This is a genomic window from Hymenobacter translucens (assembly GCF_020685205.1).
Classification (GTDB): Bacteria; Bacteroidota; Bacteroidia; order Cytophagales; family Hymenobacteraceae; genus Hymenobacter; species Hymenobacter translucens.
Genome location: NZ_JAJERB010000004.1, coordinates 293,373 through 308,876, shown reverse-complemented (window position 1 = coordinate 308,876; position 15,504 = coordinate 293,373). Strand labels below are relative to the sequence as shown.

Sequence of the window (15,504 nt, the reverse complement as noted above, 5' to 3'; positions counted from 1 at the left end):
CTAGTCACTCGTCCCGACGGACAACTCTGCCGCGCTACTAAGTTATCCGTTGCCAGTTGTCCGTTGTCAGCTCTGGTTTAACCCTTTGACTAACAACTGACAACTGACAACTCGTTTACTTTTGAACGACTACTTAATTTGCCTGATGCGCAGCCTCTACCTTACCCAACGCTTTTTCGTGGTTCTCGCGGCCGTGACGACCGGGTTTGTGGCGGCGTTTTTCCTGCCGGCGCTACTGCGCCCGGTTCAGGGCGTACTGGTGCTGCTGACGCTGCTGACGGTGGTGGACGCGTTGCTGCTGTTTCTGCCGGGCAAAACCGGGGCCGGGCACGTGTTTGCCCGCCGCACCCTGGGCGAGAAGCTGGCCAACGGCTCCGACAACGATGTGGCCATCTACCTGGAAAACCATTTCCGCTTCCCGGTGCGGGTGCAGACCATCGACGAGATACCCCATCAGTTTCAGCGCCGCGACGTGCTGTTCCGCCACCGGCTGGCCCCGGCCGAGACGGCCGTTATCCGCTACCAGCTACGCCCGCTGAAGCGGGGCGAGTACCATTTTGGGGCGGTAAACGTGCTGGCGTCCTCGCTCCTGGGGCTGGTGCGCCGCCGCTTCCGCTACGACCAGGATCAGATGGTGCCGGTATACCCCTCGTTTCTGCAGATGCGGCAGTACGAGCTGCTGGCCATCAGCAACCGCCTCACCGAAGCCGGCGTGAAGCGCATCCGCCGGGTGGGCCGCAGCATGGAGTTTGAGCAGATCCGCCCCTACGTAGCCGGCGACGACCCGCGCACCATCAACTGGAAAGCTTCGGCCCGCCGCTCCCAGCCCGGCGGTGATACGCTGGTGGTCAACCACTTTCAGGACGAGCGGGCCCAGCAGGTATTCTGCCTGATCGACAAGGGCCGGGTGATGCGGATGCCGTTCGCGGGCCTGAGCCTGCTCGACTACGCCATCAACGCCACGCTGGTCGTGAGCAACATTGCCATCCTCAAGCACGACAAGGCTGGCCTGGTTACCTTCTCCGACCGCCTGGGCTCCATCGTGCCGGCCGACCGCCGGAGCGGGCATATGCAGAAGCTGCTGGAAGTGCTGTATAAGCAGCGCACCAAGTACCTGGAAACCGACTTCGAGCTGCTCTATACCACGCTCAAGCACAAGGTGCGGCAGCGCAGCCTGCTGATCTTGTTCACCAACTTCGAGACGCTCAACGGCCTGCAGCGCCAGCTGCCTTACTTCCGCCGCATCGCCAAGGACCACCTGCTGCTGGTCGTATTCTTTGAAAACACCGAGCTGCGCCACTACCTCGACACCCCGGCCGAAACCACCGAGGACGTCTATAACCAGACCATTGCTGAGAAATTCGCCCAGGAAAAGCGGCAGATCGTGCTGGAGCTGCAGCGCTACGGCATCCACGCCCTGCTCACCCCGCCCCAGGACCTGACCATCAACACTATCAACCGCTACCTCGAATTCAAGTCGCGGGGGCTGATTTAGGCTTTGGGGGCTTATGGGCTTGGTTGTTGGTTTTGGGTGCCAGACAATTGATGCCAGGGGCTGAGAAAAGGCTTGGGAGCCGGGAGGGTTGCTGTCCACCTCGATGAGAATGAGACTGGCGCGAACCAGCACAGATTCGCCCAAAAGGCACCCTGCTTGGTGGTTCATTTACGAAGCACTGGCCGGAGCTAACTAGCAACGGTTCCCAGCACCGAATACCAAAAACACCATCCAAGACCCCAACAACTACTCCCTGATTCCCTCCAGCTTCAGGTCATCGAGCTGGATGCGTTTGGTACCGCCGCCGTTCCAGAGCGACACGGTTACGTTGTCGTAGGCCTGGCGGGGAGCGTGCACGTCGATGTGCAGGGTGGCGGGCCAGTTGTCTTCCAGGGCGCGCTGCAGCCGGACCATCCGCTCCTTGACCACCTTATCTCCCTGCCGGAAGCGCACGGTGAACTGAGTCATCTTCCACACATCCCACTCCTTCTGGTCGCAGCGGGCCAGCACGGAGGCCCGGACCCAGTCGTACTGCCCTTCTTTTATCGGCACCACGAATTCCTCGCTGTTCTGATGCGTGGCGTCCAGGGCCAGGGAGCAGCGCCCGTTCAGGGCCGGGCCGGCGCAGTTCACGGAGTCGGCTCCTTCAAAGTCCTTGGTCAAAAGCAGCTCCTGGGCTTCCGGCGTGCCGGTGTACTCGGCGTTGCTGTCGAGCAGCAGCGCGGCGTCCTTCGGAATGTCGAACCGACCCAGGATGCGCCACAGGTACGCCCGGCTCATCTCCCCGGCGTAGTAGCCCCCGCCCCGGTGCGACATGTGCGTCAGCCAGAGGTTGAAGTAAAAGCCCAGGCCCACGAAAACTGCCGCCGCTACCGCCCAGCGGCGGTGGCTGCCGAGCCAGCGCATCAGCGCGGCCAGGGGCCACACCATCACGCCGTAGCTCTGCACCATGGCCCGCCCCCCGTACCACCAGATGTCCCAGGCGTAGGCCACGTAGATGGCAATCAGCATAAACACCAGGATGGCCCAGAACCCTTCCTGCTCCTGCCGGCGCAGCACCAGCAAGCCCAGCAGCGGCAGCACGGAAAGCGGGGAATACGTCAGCCAGCCGCTCTGGAAGCTGAAGATGCCGTTCCAGAGGTGGGGCCGCAGCCAGCTGAAGCCCTGGTTCTGGTAGCTGTATACAATCCAGTCGCCGGTGGCGTAGTGCCAGTACAATGGCTGGATGCTGATAAACAAGGCTCCGACTACGGCCGCCGACACCAGCTTAAGCCAGTGCTGCTGCCAGAAGCCCAGCCGCTCCCGCACGCTCGCCATGCTGGGCTGCAGCCCCCAGAGCAGCGGAATCAGCACCGCCATCAGCTCGGTGGGGCGGGTCAGGGTCATGATGCCGATAACGGCCCCGACTCCCAGGGCCCGCCCGACGGAAGGCCGCCGGTAGAATGCCGGCACCAGCAGCAGCAGCACCGTGTACCAGGTAAACAGCCAGTTGTGGGTCATGGCCCCGTTGATGGCGGCGTAGTCGAGGTAGTTGGTGCCCACCACCAGAATCACCAGAGCAAAGGCGGTGGGCCATTCTCCAAACCGCGGTACCAGGGCCTTACGGGCCAGCCAGAGCCCCAGCAGGCACACCAGCACCGAGGCCAGTTGCACGGCAAACTGGTAGGGTGGCGAAAAGCCGTCGGCCGGAAAGCCCAGGGGCTCGGCCAGGGCGTGGGCCACCAGGAAAAACGGCAGCTCCTGCAAAGCCAGGCCCGAGGAATACTTCATCACGTAGTTGCCGCTCTTCTCGTGCTTGAATATCTGGTCGGAGATGGGCGAGGGCTCGTACTTGCGGGTGATTTCCGGCAGAAACTTTACCTGCTTCAGATCCTGGTAGACGATGGTGGCCGGCAGGTACATGTAGTAGCCCGAGGCATCCCAGCTGATGGACGCTTCGGCCCGGGACTGCTTCCATTTAGGGTAGTACCAGAAGGAAACCAGCACGACGAAAAGCGCGCAGAACAGCCAGGCCAGCCGCGAAGGAGAAGAGAAGAAGGACATAGCAGGTAGAGCCGGCCGCCCGGACAAGGCGGCGGAGCGGGCAAATTCCGAATTTTTCCGGGGAGTTGCGTTTTTTTACGCCTTTCCCGCGTTGGCTTGCGTACCCGGCCAACCTATCTTTCCCGCCCTACCCCCACCCCTATGCCGCATTTCCTGGCTTTGCTGACCAGCCTTTTCTGGTTTCTGAACGGTCCGCCAGCTCCCATTCCGGTCCGCCCCGCCGCCCCACCCGTTGCCCCTGCCAACCAGCACCAGCTCATGCCCGTGCCTACCGAGGTGCGCTGGGGCGCCGGCCGCTACCTGGCCAAAGCCGGCCTGGGGGTGCAGCTCGAAACCACCACCGACCCGGCCGTGGCCGCGGCGGCCTCCCGCCTCACTTCCCGCCTGGCGCGGCAGACAAAAGGCGACCAAGCCAAAACCGGCCTCACCATTCGCTACGGCCGCCCGGGCCAGGTCCGGCTGGGCGAGGATGAGTCGTACAACCTGCGGGTGACGCCGATGGGCATGAGTTTGCAGGCCGCTACCAGCCTGGGCGTACTGCGCGGCCTGGCCACCGTGGAGCAGCTGCTGACCTCTGACAAAAAGGGCTTTTACTTTCCCGAAGTCGACATTACCGACAAGCCCCGGTTTGCGTGGCGGGGTTTGCTGATCGACGCGGCCCGCCACTTCATGCCGCTGCCGGTCATCAAGCGTAACCTCGACGGCATGGCCGCGGTGAAAATGAACGTGCTGCACTGGCACCTCTCCGACGACCAGGGCTTCCGGGTGGAAAGCCGGGTGCTGCCCCGCCTGCACGAAGTCGGCTCCGGTGGGCAGTACTACACCCAGGACCAGGTGCGCGAAGTGCTGGCCTACGCCGCCGCCCGGGGCATCCGGGTGGTGCCGGAGTTAGACGTGCCCGGCCACGCCACCAGCTGGCTGGCCGCCTACCCGGAGCTGGCCGCCAACGACTCCACCTATGGTATTCCGCTGCGCTGGGGCGTGCTCAACATCGCCATGGACCCCACCAAGGAAACCACCTACGCCCTGCTCGACAAGCTGTTCGGAGAAATGACGGCGCTGTTTCCCGACCCCTACTTCCACATCGGCGGCGACGAAAACGACGGGCGGCAGTGGCGGCGCAGCCCCCGCATCATGGCCTTTGCCAAGGAAAAGGGCTACCTCAAAGCCAACGGGCAGCTCGACAAGCACGCCCTGCAGACCTACTTCAACCGCCGCATCCTGACGCTGGTCACGGCCCGGGGCAAGAAGATGATCGGCTGGGACGAAATCCTGGGGCCGGGCCTGCCGGAGGATGCCGTGATTCAAAGCTGGCGGGGTCGCAAGGGGCTGATTGAAGCCGTAAAAGCCGGCCACTCCGCGCTGCTGTCCAACGGCTACTACCTCGACCTCAACTACGGTGCCGCTTCCCACTACCTCAACGACCCAATGCCCACCGATGCCGGCCTCACGGCTGCCGAGCAGCAGCGCATTCTGGGCGGCGAGGCCGCCATGTGGGCCGAGTTTGCCGATTCCGTGATTCTGGACAGCCGCATCTGGCCCCGGGCGGCGGCCGTGGCCGAGCGGTTCTGGTCGCCCGCCTCGGTGCGCAACGTGCCGGATATGTACCGCCGCCTGGCGCTGGTTTCCGATAAGCTGGAATTGTTGGGTCTGCAGCACCGCCGCGCCCCGGAGCAGATTCTCACCCAGCTGGCGGGCGGCAAAGACGTGGCGCCGCTGCAAACCCTGGCCAGCGTGCTGGAGCCCGTCAAGGAATACAAGCGCCACTTCCAGGGCTTCAAGTACACCACCCAGACTCCCCTGAACCGCCTGGTGGACGCGGCGCCGGCCGAGTCGGAGGTGGCCCGGCAGTTTGCGGTAAAAGTGGACTCCCTCCTTAAAAGCCTGAACTCGACCACCGCCGGAACTACGCTGACGCCGGGCACCCGGGTGCAGATTACCAGCCTGTCGGCGACGCTGCGGCAATGGCAGGCCAACGACCAGCGCCTGCAGCCTTTGCTGCTGGCCGGCTCGTCGCTGTGGGAGTACGCCCCGCTCTCGGTGCAGCTGCGCACCATAGCTGCCCTGGGCCTGGAGCGCCTGACCATGCTGCAAAAAGGCCAGGCGCCCACTGCCGCCTGGCAGGCCGCCGCTATCCGCCAGCTTGACCTGGCCAAAGCCCCAGCCGGACAGACGGAGCTGGCCGTGGTGGGCAGCATCCGCAAGCTGGTGGAGCGGAAGTAAGTTGATAGTTGTGAGTTGTCCGTTGTGAGTTGTTCGTTGTCAGCGCACCTTTTACTGACAACTGGCAACTGACAACGAACAACTAAAAAACTCTAAAACAGCACCGACACCTGCATCCGGCCCGTATGAATCGGGGCCAGGCCGTTGGGTTTGCGGCCGTCGTAGGCCACGGTCACGTTCAGGCCGTTGCTGAGGCGCTGCTCCAGGTTCAGGTTCCAGGTGAAGTTGCTGCCCGGCCGCAGCGCGTTCAGAATCTCCAGACCCACCAACGAACCCTGGTTGCCCGCAAAGCCCACCTTCACGTAGCGCGTAGTAGCTGAAATCGTGCGCTTGCCCACCTGACTGACCCGGGTTTCGATGCCCAGCTCGTCGAAAATGCCCTGCATGTTAAAGTCGGCGCCCTCAAAGGTGTTGCGCTTGGCCGTGCGCAGGTAGGTGCCCGTAAAGCGCAGGGAGTTGGAAGGCTGGTAGCTGACCTCCGGCGCCAACTCGTAGATCAGCAGCCGGAAGTTGCGGGCATCGAGGTAGTCGGATGTGTTTTCGCGGATGCTGCGGGTTGCCGTAACCCGTCCCGTAAACGACTGGGCCAGCGTCCGGCGCAGCAGCACCTGCTGGCTGCTGAGGTTGCGCACATCGGTACCCTGGGTGAGCAGCACTTTCTGCTGGGTTTGCTGCACGCTGGCCTCGGCCCCGAAAATCGGATTGGAACGGTTGAAGTACAGCGTGGTGCGCAGCAGCTTGTTGAGGGAAAGCAGAAACTGGTCTTCGGTCTGCAGGGCAAACGGGTTGAGCCGGGACGCCAGGTCAGTTTCGGTCGTGCGCCGGTCCAGCACGACGGAGCTGATGCTGGAAAACCGCGCGGCCAGGGCCCGCAGGCCCGGCTGGTCGCGCCAGGCGGCCGGGGCGTTGGCCGTGAGGCGGTAGCTGAAGCGGTTCGTAAAGGCCAGAATGTATTCGTCGGTGGGCAGAAACACCTTGATGTGGGTGCGGTAAATGGCGTCGGGGGCCGGGGCTTCGGAAAACTCTTCCTTGTCTTCGCGCTGGTTGCTGTTCAGGTCGCCGAGGTAGTAGTGAGTGCCCTGTCCGTTGGGCACAGGCAGAAAGGAGTAGTCGCGCTTGAGCTCCCGGCCGGTGGCCACGCTGTAGCTGAGCTCGGAGCGCAGCTGGTTTTTAAAGAAGGAGGCATTCCAGTCGAGCTTGCTGAGCACGGTCCGCTCCCGGGCGCTGTCGCGCACGGCCAGGTTGCGGTAGGTGGCCAGCAGGTGCAGGTCCTGGGTGCGGCCCAGCCGGGTCGAGAGGCTGCCCTGCCAGGTCTGGGCAATGCCCCGCACCTGCAGCTCGCTTTGCTGCGGGGCCTGGTCGCGGCGGTAGGCGTAGTCGAGGCGGTACTGGGTGCGGGCGCTGTCCTGGCTTTGCACGAACACGGCGTGCTCATCGTAGTAGTTTACCGACGTCACCGTGTCGCCCTGGGGCGACACGACCCGGTTTTTGTCGAACCGATACGCGTAGCCCGGCACGACGGGGCCCTTGGCATACCGGCCCGTCACCTCGCCCCGGCTCCAAGTCGAACGGTAGCGGCCGGCGTCGGAGTCCAGCAGAAAAAGCCCGCCCCGCAGTTCCACCGGTCCGATCTGCCGGGCTCCGTCAATCCAGTTCTGCACCCCGTCCACTTCCCCGACCCGGTAGCGGCGGCTGAAGCGGTAGGAGATGTTGTTGTTGACGTCCTTGACGGCTCCCAGCCCGAAGTTCAGGATGTTGTCTTCGCGGGCCACCCGGCGGTTGCCGTTGCCGGTCACGGTGCTGCTCGTGCTCCAGTTGCGGTCAAACTCGATGTCGCGGTACCGGTCGATGGGCGCGAAGTCGTGGCTGGTGTACTCGTAGTCGAGGGCGCTGCGCAGGCGGTAGTCGCGCAGGATGGGCAGGCTGATGGGTCGGTCCTGCACGGCGTAGCCCACCCGGAAGGCCCGGCCCTGCTGCTTTTCGGGCGAAAACCGGTTTACGTCCAGCGCCGAGGAAGCCAGGTCCACAAACACGCTGGCCGTCGAGTCGATCTGATAGCTGGTGCCCACCGTCACGAGCTGCTTCTGCAGGGGCGTCGGCAGCAGGCGCACGGCCTGGTAGCTGCCCTGGGGCACGCCGTTTACTGGGGCCACGTACTCGTACACCCGGCCGTTGGCGTTGCGGTACGCCGTGCTTAGCCGGTAGTCGCCTTGGTTGGGCCCCACGTTGGTGAAGCGCACGTTGTACACGTTCCGCAGCGTGTCGGTGAGCGGGTAGGTGTAGATGTCGAGGGGCAGCCCACCGGGCGTCTGGATGGTCTGCCGGTTGTACTGCACCTGCCGCCGGTCGTAGTCGACAAGTTCGGCGCCGGGCGTCTGGGCCAAGTTCACGTTGTCGCCGATCTGGGTGAGGAGCTCCTTGTCGGCCTCGCTCAAAATCAGGTTGGGCGAGTTGTTGGGGTTATCGGTTTCCTGAAAGTAGTTGACCCGCAAACTCAGCCGGCCGAGCTGCTGGTAATGGCTGGCATGGTAGAGCGAGCGGGCGTAGTTGAAGTCGGAATATTCGAAATCAACCTTGATGCGGGAGTTGCGGGTGATGAGGTGGCGGGGCGAAAAGGTGATTTCCGCCTGGTTGTAGTCGATGATGTAGTCGAAGTCGAAGCCCCGGGTCATCAGGCGGCCGTCAAGGTATACCCGCTCGGAGTTGGCCAGCACAATGATGAACTGCTCCCCGTTGGGCCCGCGCAGGCGGTACGGCCCCTGCACGTTCTCAATCGGCAGCACGTCGATGGAGGCAAACTTGCCCTTGGCCACGCCCGCGGCTACCATCGTGCTGCTTTTGCGGGTGCCCTGGCCCAGGTTGGTTTCGATGGCCGCGCCCTGCACGTTCTTGTAGAAGCGCATAAAGTAGTCGGGCTTGTTGCGCACCACCACGTCGCCCGCGGTCAGGTTCCAGCGCGGGTGGGTCAGGGTGATAAAGATCCGGTCGAACTCCTGCAGGTTCTGGGTGTTGCCCTCGGGCTGGAACGGCACGTTCTGGTCGGTAATGGCGGCCGTCAAAGTCAGGTTGTCGGTGAGCTTGCCTTCGAGCTGCAGGTTCAGGGCCGAGTTCACGAACACGTTCTGGGTGTTGCCGAAGGAAACGCCCCGGGAGAGGTTGCCGGTTTTGCTGATGCCCGGCGTGTTCAGGATCTGTTCTTTCTGGCTGAAGTCCTCGTAGGTGAACGGCCGGCGCAGAAACCCGAGCGTATCGAGCAGGCTGCGGGGGCGCTTGTACCGGGCCCGGGTCAGGCTTAGCGGCAGCACCCGGTAACAGATCAGCACGGAGTCGGGGCGCGGCGCGTCGGCGGGCAGCAGGCGGTAGCGGTTGGTGCGCTCCTGGTACACCACCGGGCGGCCGTTGGCCGTTACCGAGCCCGGCACCACGGTCAGCGTATCGGCCAGCTGGAAACCGGTGGTGTCAGCCGCCGGCACGCGCACCCAGCGGCAGCGCCGCGACGAAGCCGGGCTCAGCTGTTGAGCCAGGCTGGCTGCGGCTGGCAGCAGGAAAAACAGCAGCAGGCAGGCGCGCAGGAAGCGGGGCGTAAGACTGCTGATCATGGAAAACGACAAGGTGACGCGCCGGGCGCGGGCATTTGCACCACAACGCAAATTAGCTGGTTATTCGTGCCACTTCCAGCCGCTGCGCTAGCGCAGCGCCGGGCCGGCGTTAAACCGAAGCAGTTCCTGAAACTCCCGCCGCTGCGTTTCCTGCCCGGCCGGGCCTGCTGGCACCCGCGTTGAGGCGTAAAAGCTGCCCTGCAACTGCATTCCAAAATAGGCAGCAGTGCGCTCAAACGGCACGGTAAAACCGGCGGGCAGCGCTTCGTCCGAGCCGGTGGCCACCAGCAGCACGAACTTGCCCCGCAGGGCGCGGCCGGCAGGTTTCCGGGTTTTGGTGAGGTCGGTGAGGCGGTCAAAAAGCGTTTTCATCGGGCCGCTCATGGCGTACCAGTACACCGGCGTGGCCAGCACCAGCACCGGGTGCTTCAGCAGTTCGTCGACAACCTCGGCAAACTGGTCGTCGGGTGGATACGCGTGCTGGTAGTCGTAGGGCGCGATCCGCAGGTCGAACAGGTTGATGGTGGCGTAGCCGGTACCGGCGAGCAGGCGGCGGGCAAAGTCTCCGGCCTGGCTTTCGTGGCGGGCACTGCCGACGAGCAGCAAGGGAGTCGCATTCATTCTATTCCGGCGCCAGGGGTAGCTCAATGCAAAACTGGGTGCCGACCTCCTCTTCCGTTTCAAACCAGATGGTGCCGCCGGCGCTTTCGATGCCGCGCCGGGCCACGGCCAGCCCGATGCCGGAGCCGGTTTCCTTGGTCGTAAAGTTGGGCACAAACACCTTATCGCGCACCGATTCGGGAATCCCGGCGCCGTTGTCCTGAATGCAGATCCGCACCCGGTCGATGCCGACGGGTTCAATCCGGGCCTCTATTTCGGGTACCCGCCCTTCCGGCACCGCCTGAATGGCATTGATGAGCAGGTTGTTGAACGTGCGCACCAGCAGGTTCTCGTCGGCGAATACGCTGAACTGCTGGTCCTCGGCACCTTCCGGCAGCACCAGGTGAATCGCCCCGCCTACCGTTTCGCCCTGGTGCAGCCCCACGCAGCGCCGCAGAATGGGCACGATGTCGAGCCGCTCGGGCTTCATGGCGGGCAGGTTGGTAAAGGTGGAGAAAGACGTGGCAATGTCGGAGAGCACGTCGATCTGAGTGATGAGGGTCTGGGAAATGCGGCTGATCAGGTCGCTCACGTTGGGCCGCTGCTCGGCAATAGCCTTCTGCAGAAACTGCAGGGAAAGCTTCATCGGCGTGAGCGGGTTCTTGATTTCGTGGGCTACCTGCCGGGCCATTTCCCGCCAGGCCGCTTCCTTCTCCTGCGTGGCCAGCTCCTGCTTGCTGGCTTCCAGCTTCAGCAGCATGGCGTTGTACTCGCTCACCAGCAGCCCGATTTCGTCCGAGGCCTGGTAGGACAGCATCTCATTCTGACCGGTAAGGGTGGTCTGCTTCAGCTTTTCGGTGATAAGCTTAAGCGGAGCCGTGAGCAGGCGCGATGCCACGAAGGTGAGCAGCACAAACAGAATGAACATCACCGTGAAGATGTTCAGGATGGTCGTAATCAGCTCGATCAGCTTGGTATCCAGCTCTTTCTCGGAGTCGAAAAAGGGAATTCCTACATAGCCGAGCACAACCTCGGGCTGCCCGGGCCGGGCCCCTGCGGCGCGCAAAGGCAGGTAGAGGGCGTTAAACGACAGGCTACCGGCTTTTTCCAGCAGCAGGACCCGGCGCTGCCCCCGCTCGGCCAGGGCACTTAGTCCCTGCGGGTTCATGAGCGGGCTAAGCAGGCCCAGCTCGAAAATCAGGGGCTGGCTGCTCACGAGTAGCTGGCCCCGGGCATCGTAAAGGCTTATGTCCGTTTCCGTGAGCGTAGACACATTTTCTGTCAGCTCAATAAGCTCGGCCCGGCTGGCGGAATCGGTAAGCAGGCCCCGGCCCTTAAGCAGGTTTTCCTGCACGGCCTGCCCCCGCCGCTCATAGGTCCGCAGCAGGTCGCGCTTGTACGACGACGTAACGAGGCTGGCGGTGGCTACGCTGACCACGAGCAGGGGCACCAGAATGCCGAAGTTCAGAAACAGCTGAATCTTGGTGCTCAGATTGGTGCGGAACACGTCGAGGTAGCGCCCCTTGGCCAGCGTGTACACGCCAATGCCCAGCAGCCAGAAGAACGTGTGCAGCAGAAACAGAAAGGAAAAGTTGGCCAGCCCATCGGCAACTGAGTAGGTGGCCGTCGTGACCAGCATAACCCGGCGTTGGGGGCCACGCACGGCCAGGTGATGAAAGCCGTTTACCGACAGGCCGGTGCTGAATATCCGGGAGTCGGTAAGCAGCCCCGGCGGCAGGCTGTTGACGTAGTCGAACTCGCCCTCGTTGTACACGAGGCGGCCGTTTTCGTAGCCCGCGAAGCTAAGCTCGGAGCCCAGGCTGGGCTGAAAGAACTTCTGGTCCACGAGCAGCTCGGGCACTACGCTGTAGGCCGTCAGCTTTTTCAGCATTAACTCGAGCACTACCGTGCTGACCGTGCCCTCGGAAGTGCGTACCGGCACGAACATCACGTACCGGCGCGTGCTGAACGGGTTGCTGGTCCGGATCAGGTAGAGGTTGAACTGGTCGGTGGACGTGGCCGTGCCCTGAATGCGGTGGCGCAGCTTGCTGATGGTCTGGATGCTGTCGCCCTTGATGGGCCGGCCGGCGGCGTCGAAGATGGAAATGGCTACCTCGTACTTGTCGAAGTAATCGCGCAGGTAGTACTTGACGATTTTCTGGCGCACCATGTCCTGGTTGGCAAACGGACTGGCCAGCATGCGCTGCACCAGCGGGTCGGCCGCCATCTGCCGGGTGCGCTCGGCCAGCAGATACTCGCCCTGCAGGTCGTTATCAACCAGCATATTCCCCGCCAGCCGCTGCTTGTTCAGCACGAGTTGCCGGTCGAAGTGCTCGAACAGCGCCAATGCTCCCACCGCTGAGCTTACGCCCAGCATCAGGAAGATAAAGATGTAGACATGGTAGGGCACCACGTTGGCCACGCGCGACAGGCCGGTAAGGCGGATCAGGAAAAAGAACAGCAGCGTGGTTCCCAGCAGCGCCAGGCTGGCAATGCCCAGCACCAGTCCCAGGGGCAGAAACAGGCCCGCAAATACGCCCAGCAGCAGTACCCCCGCCCCCTGGGTTTCGATTCGCACCGAGGCCATGAACAGCTGGGTCAGAATATAGCAGCCCACCATGTAGCCGCCCGTGTGCAGCACAATGGCCAGGCACAGCAGCAGCTTGAAGCTCGACACCTGGATGCTTTGGGTCACGTCGAGCACCAGCTGGCTGTTGTCGACGCTGTTGGAGAAGAACGTGAACAGCAGCACCAGCAGGCCCCAGAACAGCAGCACCGCCACAGCCCCCACCCCAATCCGCAGATCCAGTTCCTGCAGCCGCCGGACCCGGGCCGCCAGCGCGGCGCGGCGAAACAGCAGCAGCCCGTAGTAGGCCACGACCAGCAAGAGCAGGGCGTTTATCAGCAGGTCGCCGAGCGAGGGAGCCAGCCACGAGGCCGCGTACAGGCGGGGGTCGAACAGGCGCAGCTCGATGAACGAGAAAGGTAGCCCAAAATACAGCAGGCCGGCCCGGAACGCCACCAGGGGCAGGACCATGGCAGCCGTGCCCACCACTGGCCGCCGGGCCCGAAACAGCCGCCTGGCCAGCTGCAGGCAGCTTAGGATATACAGCCCGGATCCCAGGATCAGCAGTGCCAAGGGCAGGTACTTATCGGTGAACGGGTTGGGCTGCAGGCTTTCCACCGAGCACAGGTAGCTGCCCTGCTGGGAGTATAGCCGGGGCAGACGGGTGTTGGCACTATTGACGGTCAGGCGCACGTTCAGGCCGCGGAACAGCGCATGCTCAGCGCCATCCCGGAGGTACCGGTTGCTGATGCCGTAAAACTGCTCCAGGGGCACGTACGTGAGAATCACGTAAGCCCCGGCCATGCGCCGAAGGGCCAGGAACTGCCCGAACTTCATTTCCACCAGCTTTTCCCGGAAGTTCTGGCTGACGTTCTCGGGCTCCGGCCGCATGGTGTGGTCAGACCAGTAAAGCAGCTGGTCGCCCCGGAATACAAAGCAGGGGTACGTGGTAACGCCCACCAGGCTACCGAACCGCAGTTCACCCTGGCGCAGCCGCGCCTCCACCTCAGCGGCTTCGCGCCCGGCCGTGCGCTCGGCCTCCCCTACCAGGGCCTGCAGCCGGGCCGTGTCGGCCCGGAGCAAAACGTTGGGCGCCTTCCCGTACTGATTGCTCAGATAAGCCCCCGCCAGGCAAAGCAGGGCGACAAGCAACAGCACAAAGGGGGAAAAGCGCGAAAAAGTCAAGTCGGGTAGTGGTCTGGCCGTTCCGGGAGGCGGGCAGCAGGTGCAGCGGGCCCCTAACAAAAATGCCGCCATTTGGCGGCATTTCCTATTTTAACGGCTATTACGACCGGCTGCAACCAGGCTTTGAAGTCAGTTCCGTGGAAGCAGTAGTATGGAACGCCCGGCGGGGCCAGGCTGACCAGCGAAACGAAAAGCGACACTGATACGCGGGACGCTGGTCAGGCAGCGCTACCCAGAAGGCATCCTTAAATTCCTGCCTGCTTCTTTTTCTGGTGGGTGCTGCGGTACCAGAAGAAGCCCACCACGCCCATCAGCAGGTAGGGAACGGTCATCAGGTACAGAATCCCGCGGTTGAGGCCGGAGTAGTTCTGGTAGCCGTCCTTCTCGGTGCGGGAAGCTTCTACCTGGGTTTTGCACATGGTGCACTGGGCCGAAGCGGTAGCCGGGGCCAGCACGAGCATAAACCCAAGCAGCAGGGTCAGCACGGCGGTTGAAACAAACTTTTTCATATCTCTTCTCACGGTCAGGGCCACTAATGGCCGGTACTTGCTAACATACCCCGGGCAGCAAAGTTTCCGGCCGGTCAGGTGTAATACGGCGAAATCATAAAGTAAACGATGACGCCGGTTACCGACACGTACAGCCAGATCGGGAACGTCCAGCGGGCAATGCGGCGGTGCTGGGCAAACTGCCGCGTGAGGGCGAAGTACAGGGTAAACAGCACCAGACCCACCGTCACAATAGCCAGCAGGATGTGCGTCAGCAGCAGAAAGTAGTATACACCCCGTATAGCACCTTCACCCCCAAATTTGGTGGACGGCACCTGGGAGTGGTAGGCGACATAGGCGAGCAGGAATACTGCTCCCAGCCCGAAGGCAATGCCCATCATGGCCCGGTGCAGGTTCACCTGCTTTTGCCGGATAAAGTAATAGCCTAGCACCAGCGCTACCGCCGTCAGGGAGTTGAGCACGGCAATAACCTTGGGCAGAAACTTCACTTCCACCCCCTCGATTTGAAAGGCGCCCGGAAAGGAGTACAGAATGCCCACCAGCAGCGGTACGACTGCCGCCAGTACGCCCATTATCACCTTGTAGCGGGTGTAGTTTACTTCAGGCTCAAGAACGGGGCTTGTCATGGTCATACGTGTAGAGCAGAATGCTCATCTCAGTGATAAGGCGCTGAATTTCCTTGGGCTTCATGCCGTCGTAGATGCCGCGCACCCGCTGGTCTTTGTCGACGAGGTACAGGTTCTGGCTGTGTACCAAGCCCGGACCGGCCCCGGTCGGGGCGGGCAGGCGGAACTCCTCTGTAGCAATCCGAAAAAGGTCGGCTTTGTTTCCGGTCAGGAAAAACCACTTGCCGGCAATGGCACCGTACTGCTCAGCGTAGCGCGACAGCACCGCCACGGAGTCATGCTCGGGGTCGACGGTAAAGGAAACCAGCTTCACCCGGGGCTCGTGCCGGAATTTCTCCTGCACCCGCATCAGCTGGCTGTTCACCCGGGGGCAGGCTCCGGGGCAGGTGGCAAAGAAAAAGCTGGCCACGTACAGCCCCTGCTTCAGGTCCTGCTCCGTCACGATCCGCCCCGACTGAGAGGGCAGACGGAAATCGGCGAGCTGGTGAAAAACAGTATCGCGCTGCCAGCCCCCGCCAACCTGCGTCGAATCGACGCGGTCGGGCAGATAGGTTGGCAGCGCGTAGTGGTTGGTCCCGAAGGTTTTTAGAAAAAGAAAAGCCAGTACGGGCACCAGCAGGACGAGGCCCAGCAGCAAGGTCTGTTTGGGCCTCATCCG

Annotated in this window: 9 protein-coding genes; 2 read left to right on the top strand and 7 right to left on the bottom strand. The window is 62.9% G+C overall.

What is annotated here, in order from left to right:
* The first annotated feature begins 136 nt into the window (after positions 1-136).
* The gene (locus LJY25_RS11465; RefSeq protein WP_227608620.1) at positions 137-1,495 is read left to right on the top strand and encodes a DUF58 domain-containing protein; all 1,359 of its coding nucleotides are present in this window, start codon (positions 137-139) and stop codon (positions 1,493-1,495) included.
* Between the two features lie 246 nt (positions 1,496-1,741).
* Here LJY25_RS11465 and LJY25_RS11460 read toward each other — a convergent pair whose 3' ends face one another.
* On the bottom strand, positions 1,742-3,538 hold the full coding sequence (locus LJY25_RS11460; RefSeq protein ID WP_227608479.1) for a hypothetical protein: 1,797 nt from the start codon (positions 3,536-3,538) through the stop codon (positions 1,742-1,744).
* Positions 3,539-3,679: 141 nt separating this feature from the next.
* Between LJY25_RS11460 and LJY25_RS11455 the strand changes: the two genes are divergently transcribed.
* Positions 3,680-5,761: a beta-N-acetylhexosaminidase gene (locus LJY25_RS11455; protein ID WP_227608478.1), complete on the top strand. Its 2,082-nt coding sequence runs from the start codon at positions 3,680-3,682 to the stop codon at positions 5,759-5,761.
* 92 nt (positions 5,762-5,853) lie between these two features.
* Here LJY25_RS11455 and LJY25_RS11450 read toward each other — a convergent pair whose 3' ends face one another.
* From LJY25_RS11450 to LJY25_RS11425, 6 genes are all read right to left on the bottom strand, one after another.
* Positions 5,854-9,360: a hypothetical protein gene (locus tag LJY25_RS11450; protein ID WP_227608477.1), complete on the bottom strand. Its 3,507-nt coding sequence runs from the start codon at positions 9,358-9,360 to the stop codon at positions 5,854-5,856.
* 87 nt (positions 9,361-9,447) lie between these two features.
* Positions 9,448-9,981, bottom strand: coding sequence for a flavodoxin family protein (locus LJY25_RS11445; protein WP_227608476.1), 534 nt, complete (start codon positions 9,979-9,981; stop codon positions 9,448-9,450).
* A 1-nt stretch (position 9,982) separates the two neighbouring features.
* Complete coding sequence (locus LJY25_RS11440; RefSeq protein ID WP_227608475.1) at positions 9,983-13,684, bottom strand: sensor histidine kinase; 3,702 nt, start codon at positions 13,682-13,684, stop codon at positions 9,983-9,985.
* A gap of 272 nt (positions 13,685-13,956) precedes the next feature.
* Positions 13,957-14,220, bottom strand: coding sequence for a hypothetical protein (locus LJY25_RS11435; protein ID WP_227608474.1), 264 nt, complete (start codon positions 14,218-14,220; stop codon positions 13,957-13,959).
* A gap of 74 nt (positions 14,221-14,294) precedes the next feature.
* Positions 14,295-14,846 carry a DUF420 domain-containing protein gene (locus LJY25_RS11430; protein ID WP_227608473.1) on the bottom strand — a complete coding sequence of 184 codons (552 nt, stop codon included), beginning with the start codon at positions 14,844-14,846 and terminating at the stop codon, positions 14,295-14,297.
* The gene (locus LJY25_RS11425; RefSeq protein WP_227608472.1) at positions 14,827-15,501 is read right to left on the bottom strand and encodes an SCO family protein; all 675 of its coding nucleotides are present in this window, start codon (positions 15,499-15,501) and stop codon (positions 14,827-14,829) included. The genes LJY25_RS11430 and LJY25_RS11425 overlap by 20 nt, the downstream gene beginning before the upstream one ends.
* Positions 15,502-15,504: the final 3 nt, after the last annotated feature.

What these genes read in the sequence shown, in the direction of transcription:
- LJY25_RS11460 (WP_227608479.1), bottom strand. Translation starts at nt 3,538, where the DNA reads ATGTCCTTCTTCTCTTCTCCTTCGCGGCTGGCCTGGCTGTTCTGCGCG.
- LJY25_RS11455 (WP_227608478.1), top strand. Translation starts at nt 3,680, where the DNA reads ATGCCGCATTTCCTGGCTTTGCTGACCAGCCTTTTCTGGTTTCTGAAC.
- LJY25_RS11450 (WP_227608477.1), bottom strand. Translation starts at nt 9,360, where the DNA reads ATGATCAGCAGTCTTACGCCCCGCTTCCTGCGCGCCTGCCTGCTGCTG.
- LJY25_RS11445 (WP_227608476.1), bottom strand. Translation starts at nt 9,981, where the DNA reads ATGAATGCGACTCCCTTGCTGCTCGTCGGCAGTGCCCGCCACGAAAGC.
- LJY25_RS11435 (WP_227608474.1), bottom strand. Translation starts at nt 14,220, where the DNA reads ATGAAAAAGTTTGTTTCAACCGCCGTGCTGACCCTGCTGCTTGGGTTT.
- LJY25_RS11430 (WP_227608473.1), bottom strand. Translation starts at nt 14,846, where the DNA reads ATGACAAGCCCCGTTCTTGAGCCTGAAGTAAACTACACCCGCTACAAG.
- LJY25_RS11425 (WP_227608472.1), bottom strand. Translation starts at nt 15,501, where the DNA reads ATGAGGCCCAAACAGACCTTGCTGCTGGGCCTCGTCCTGCTGGTGCCC.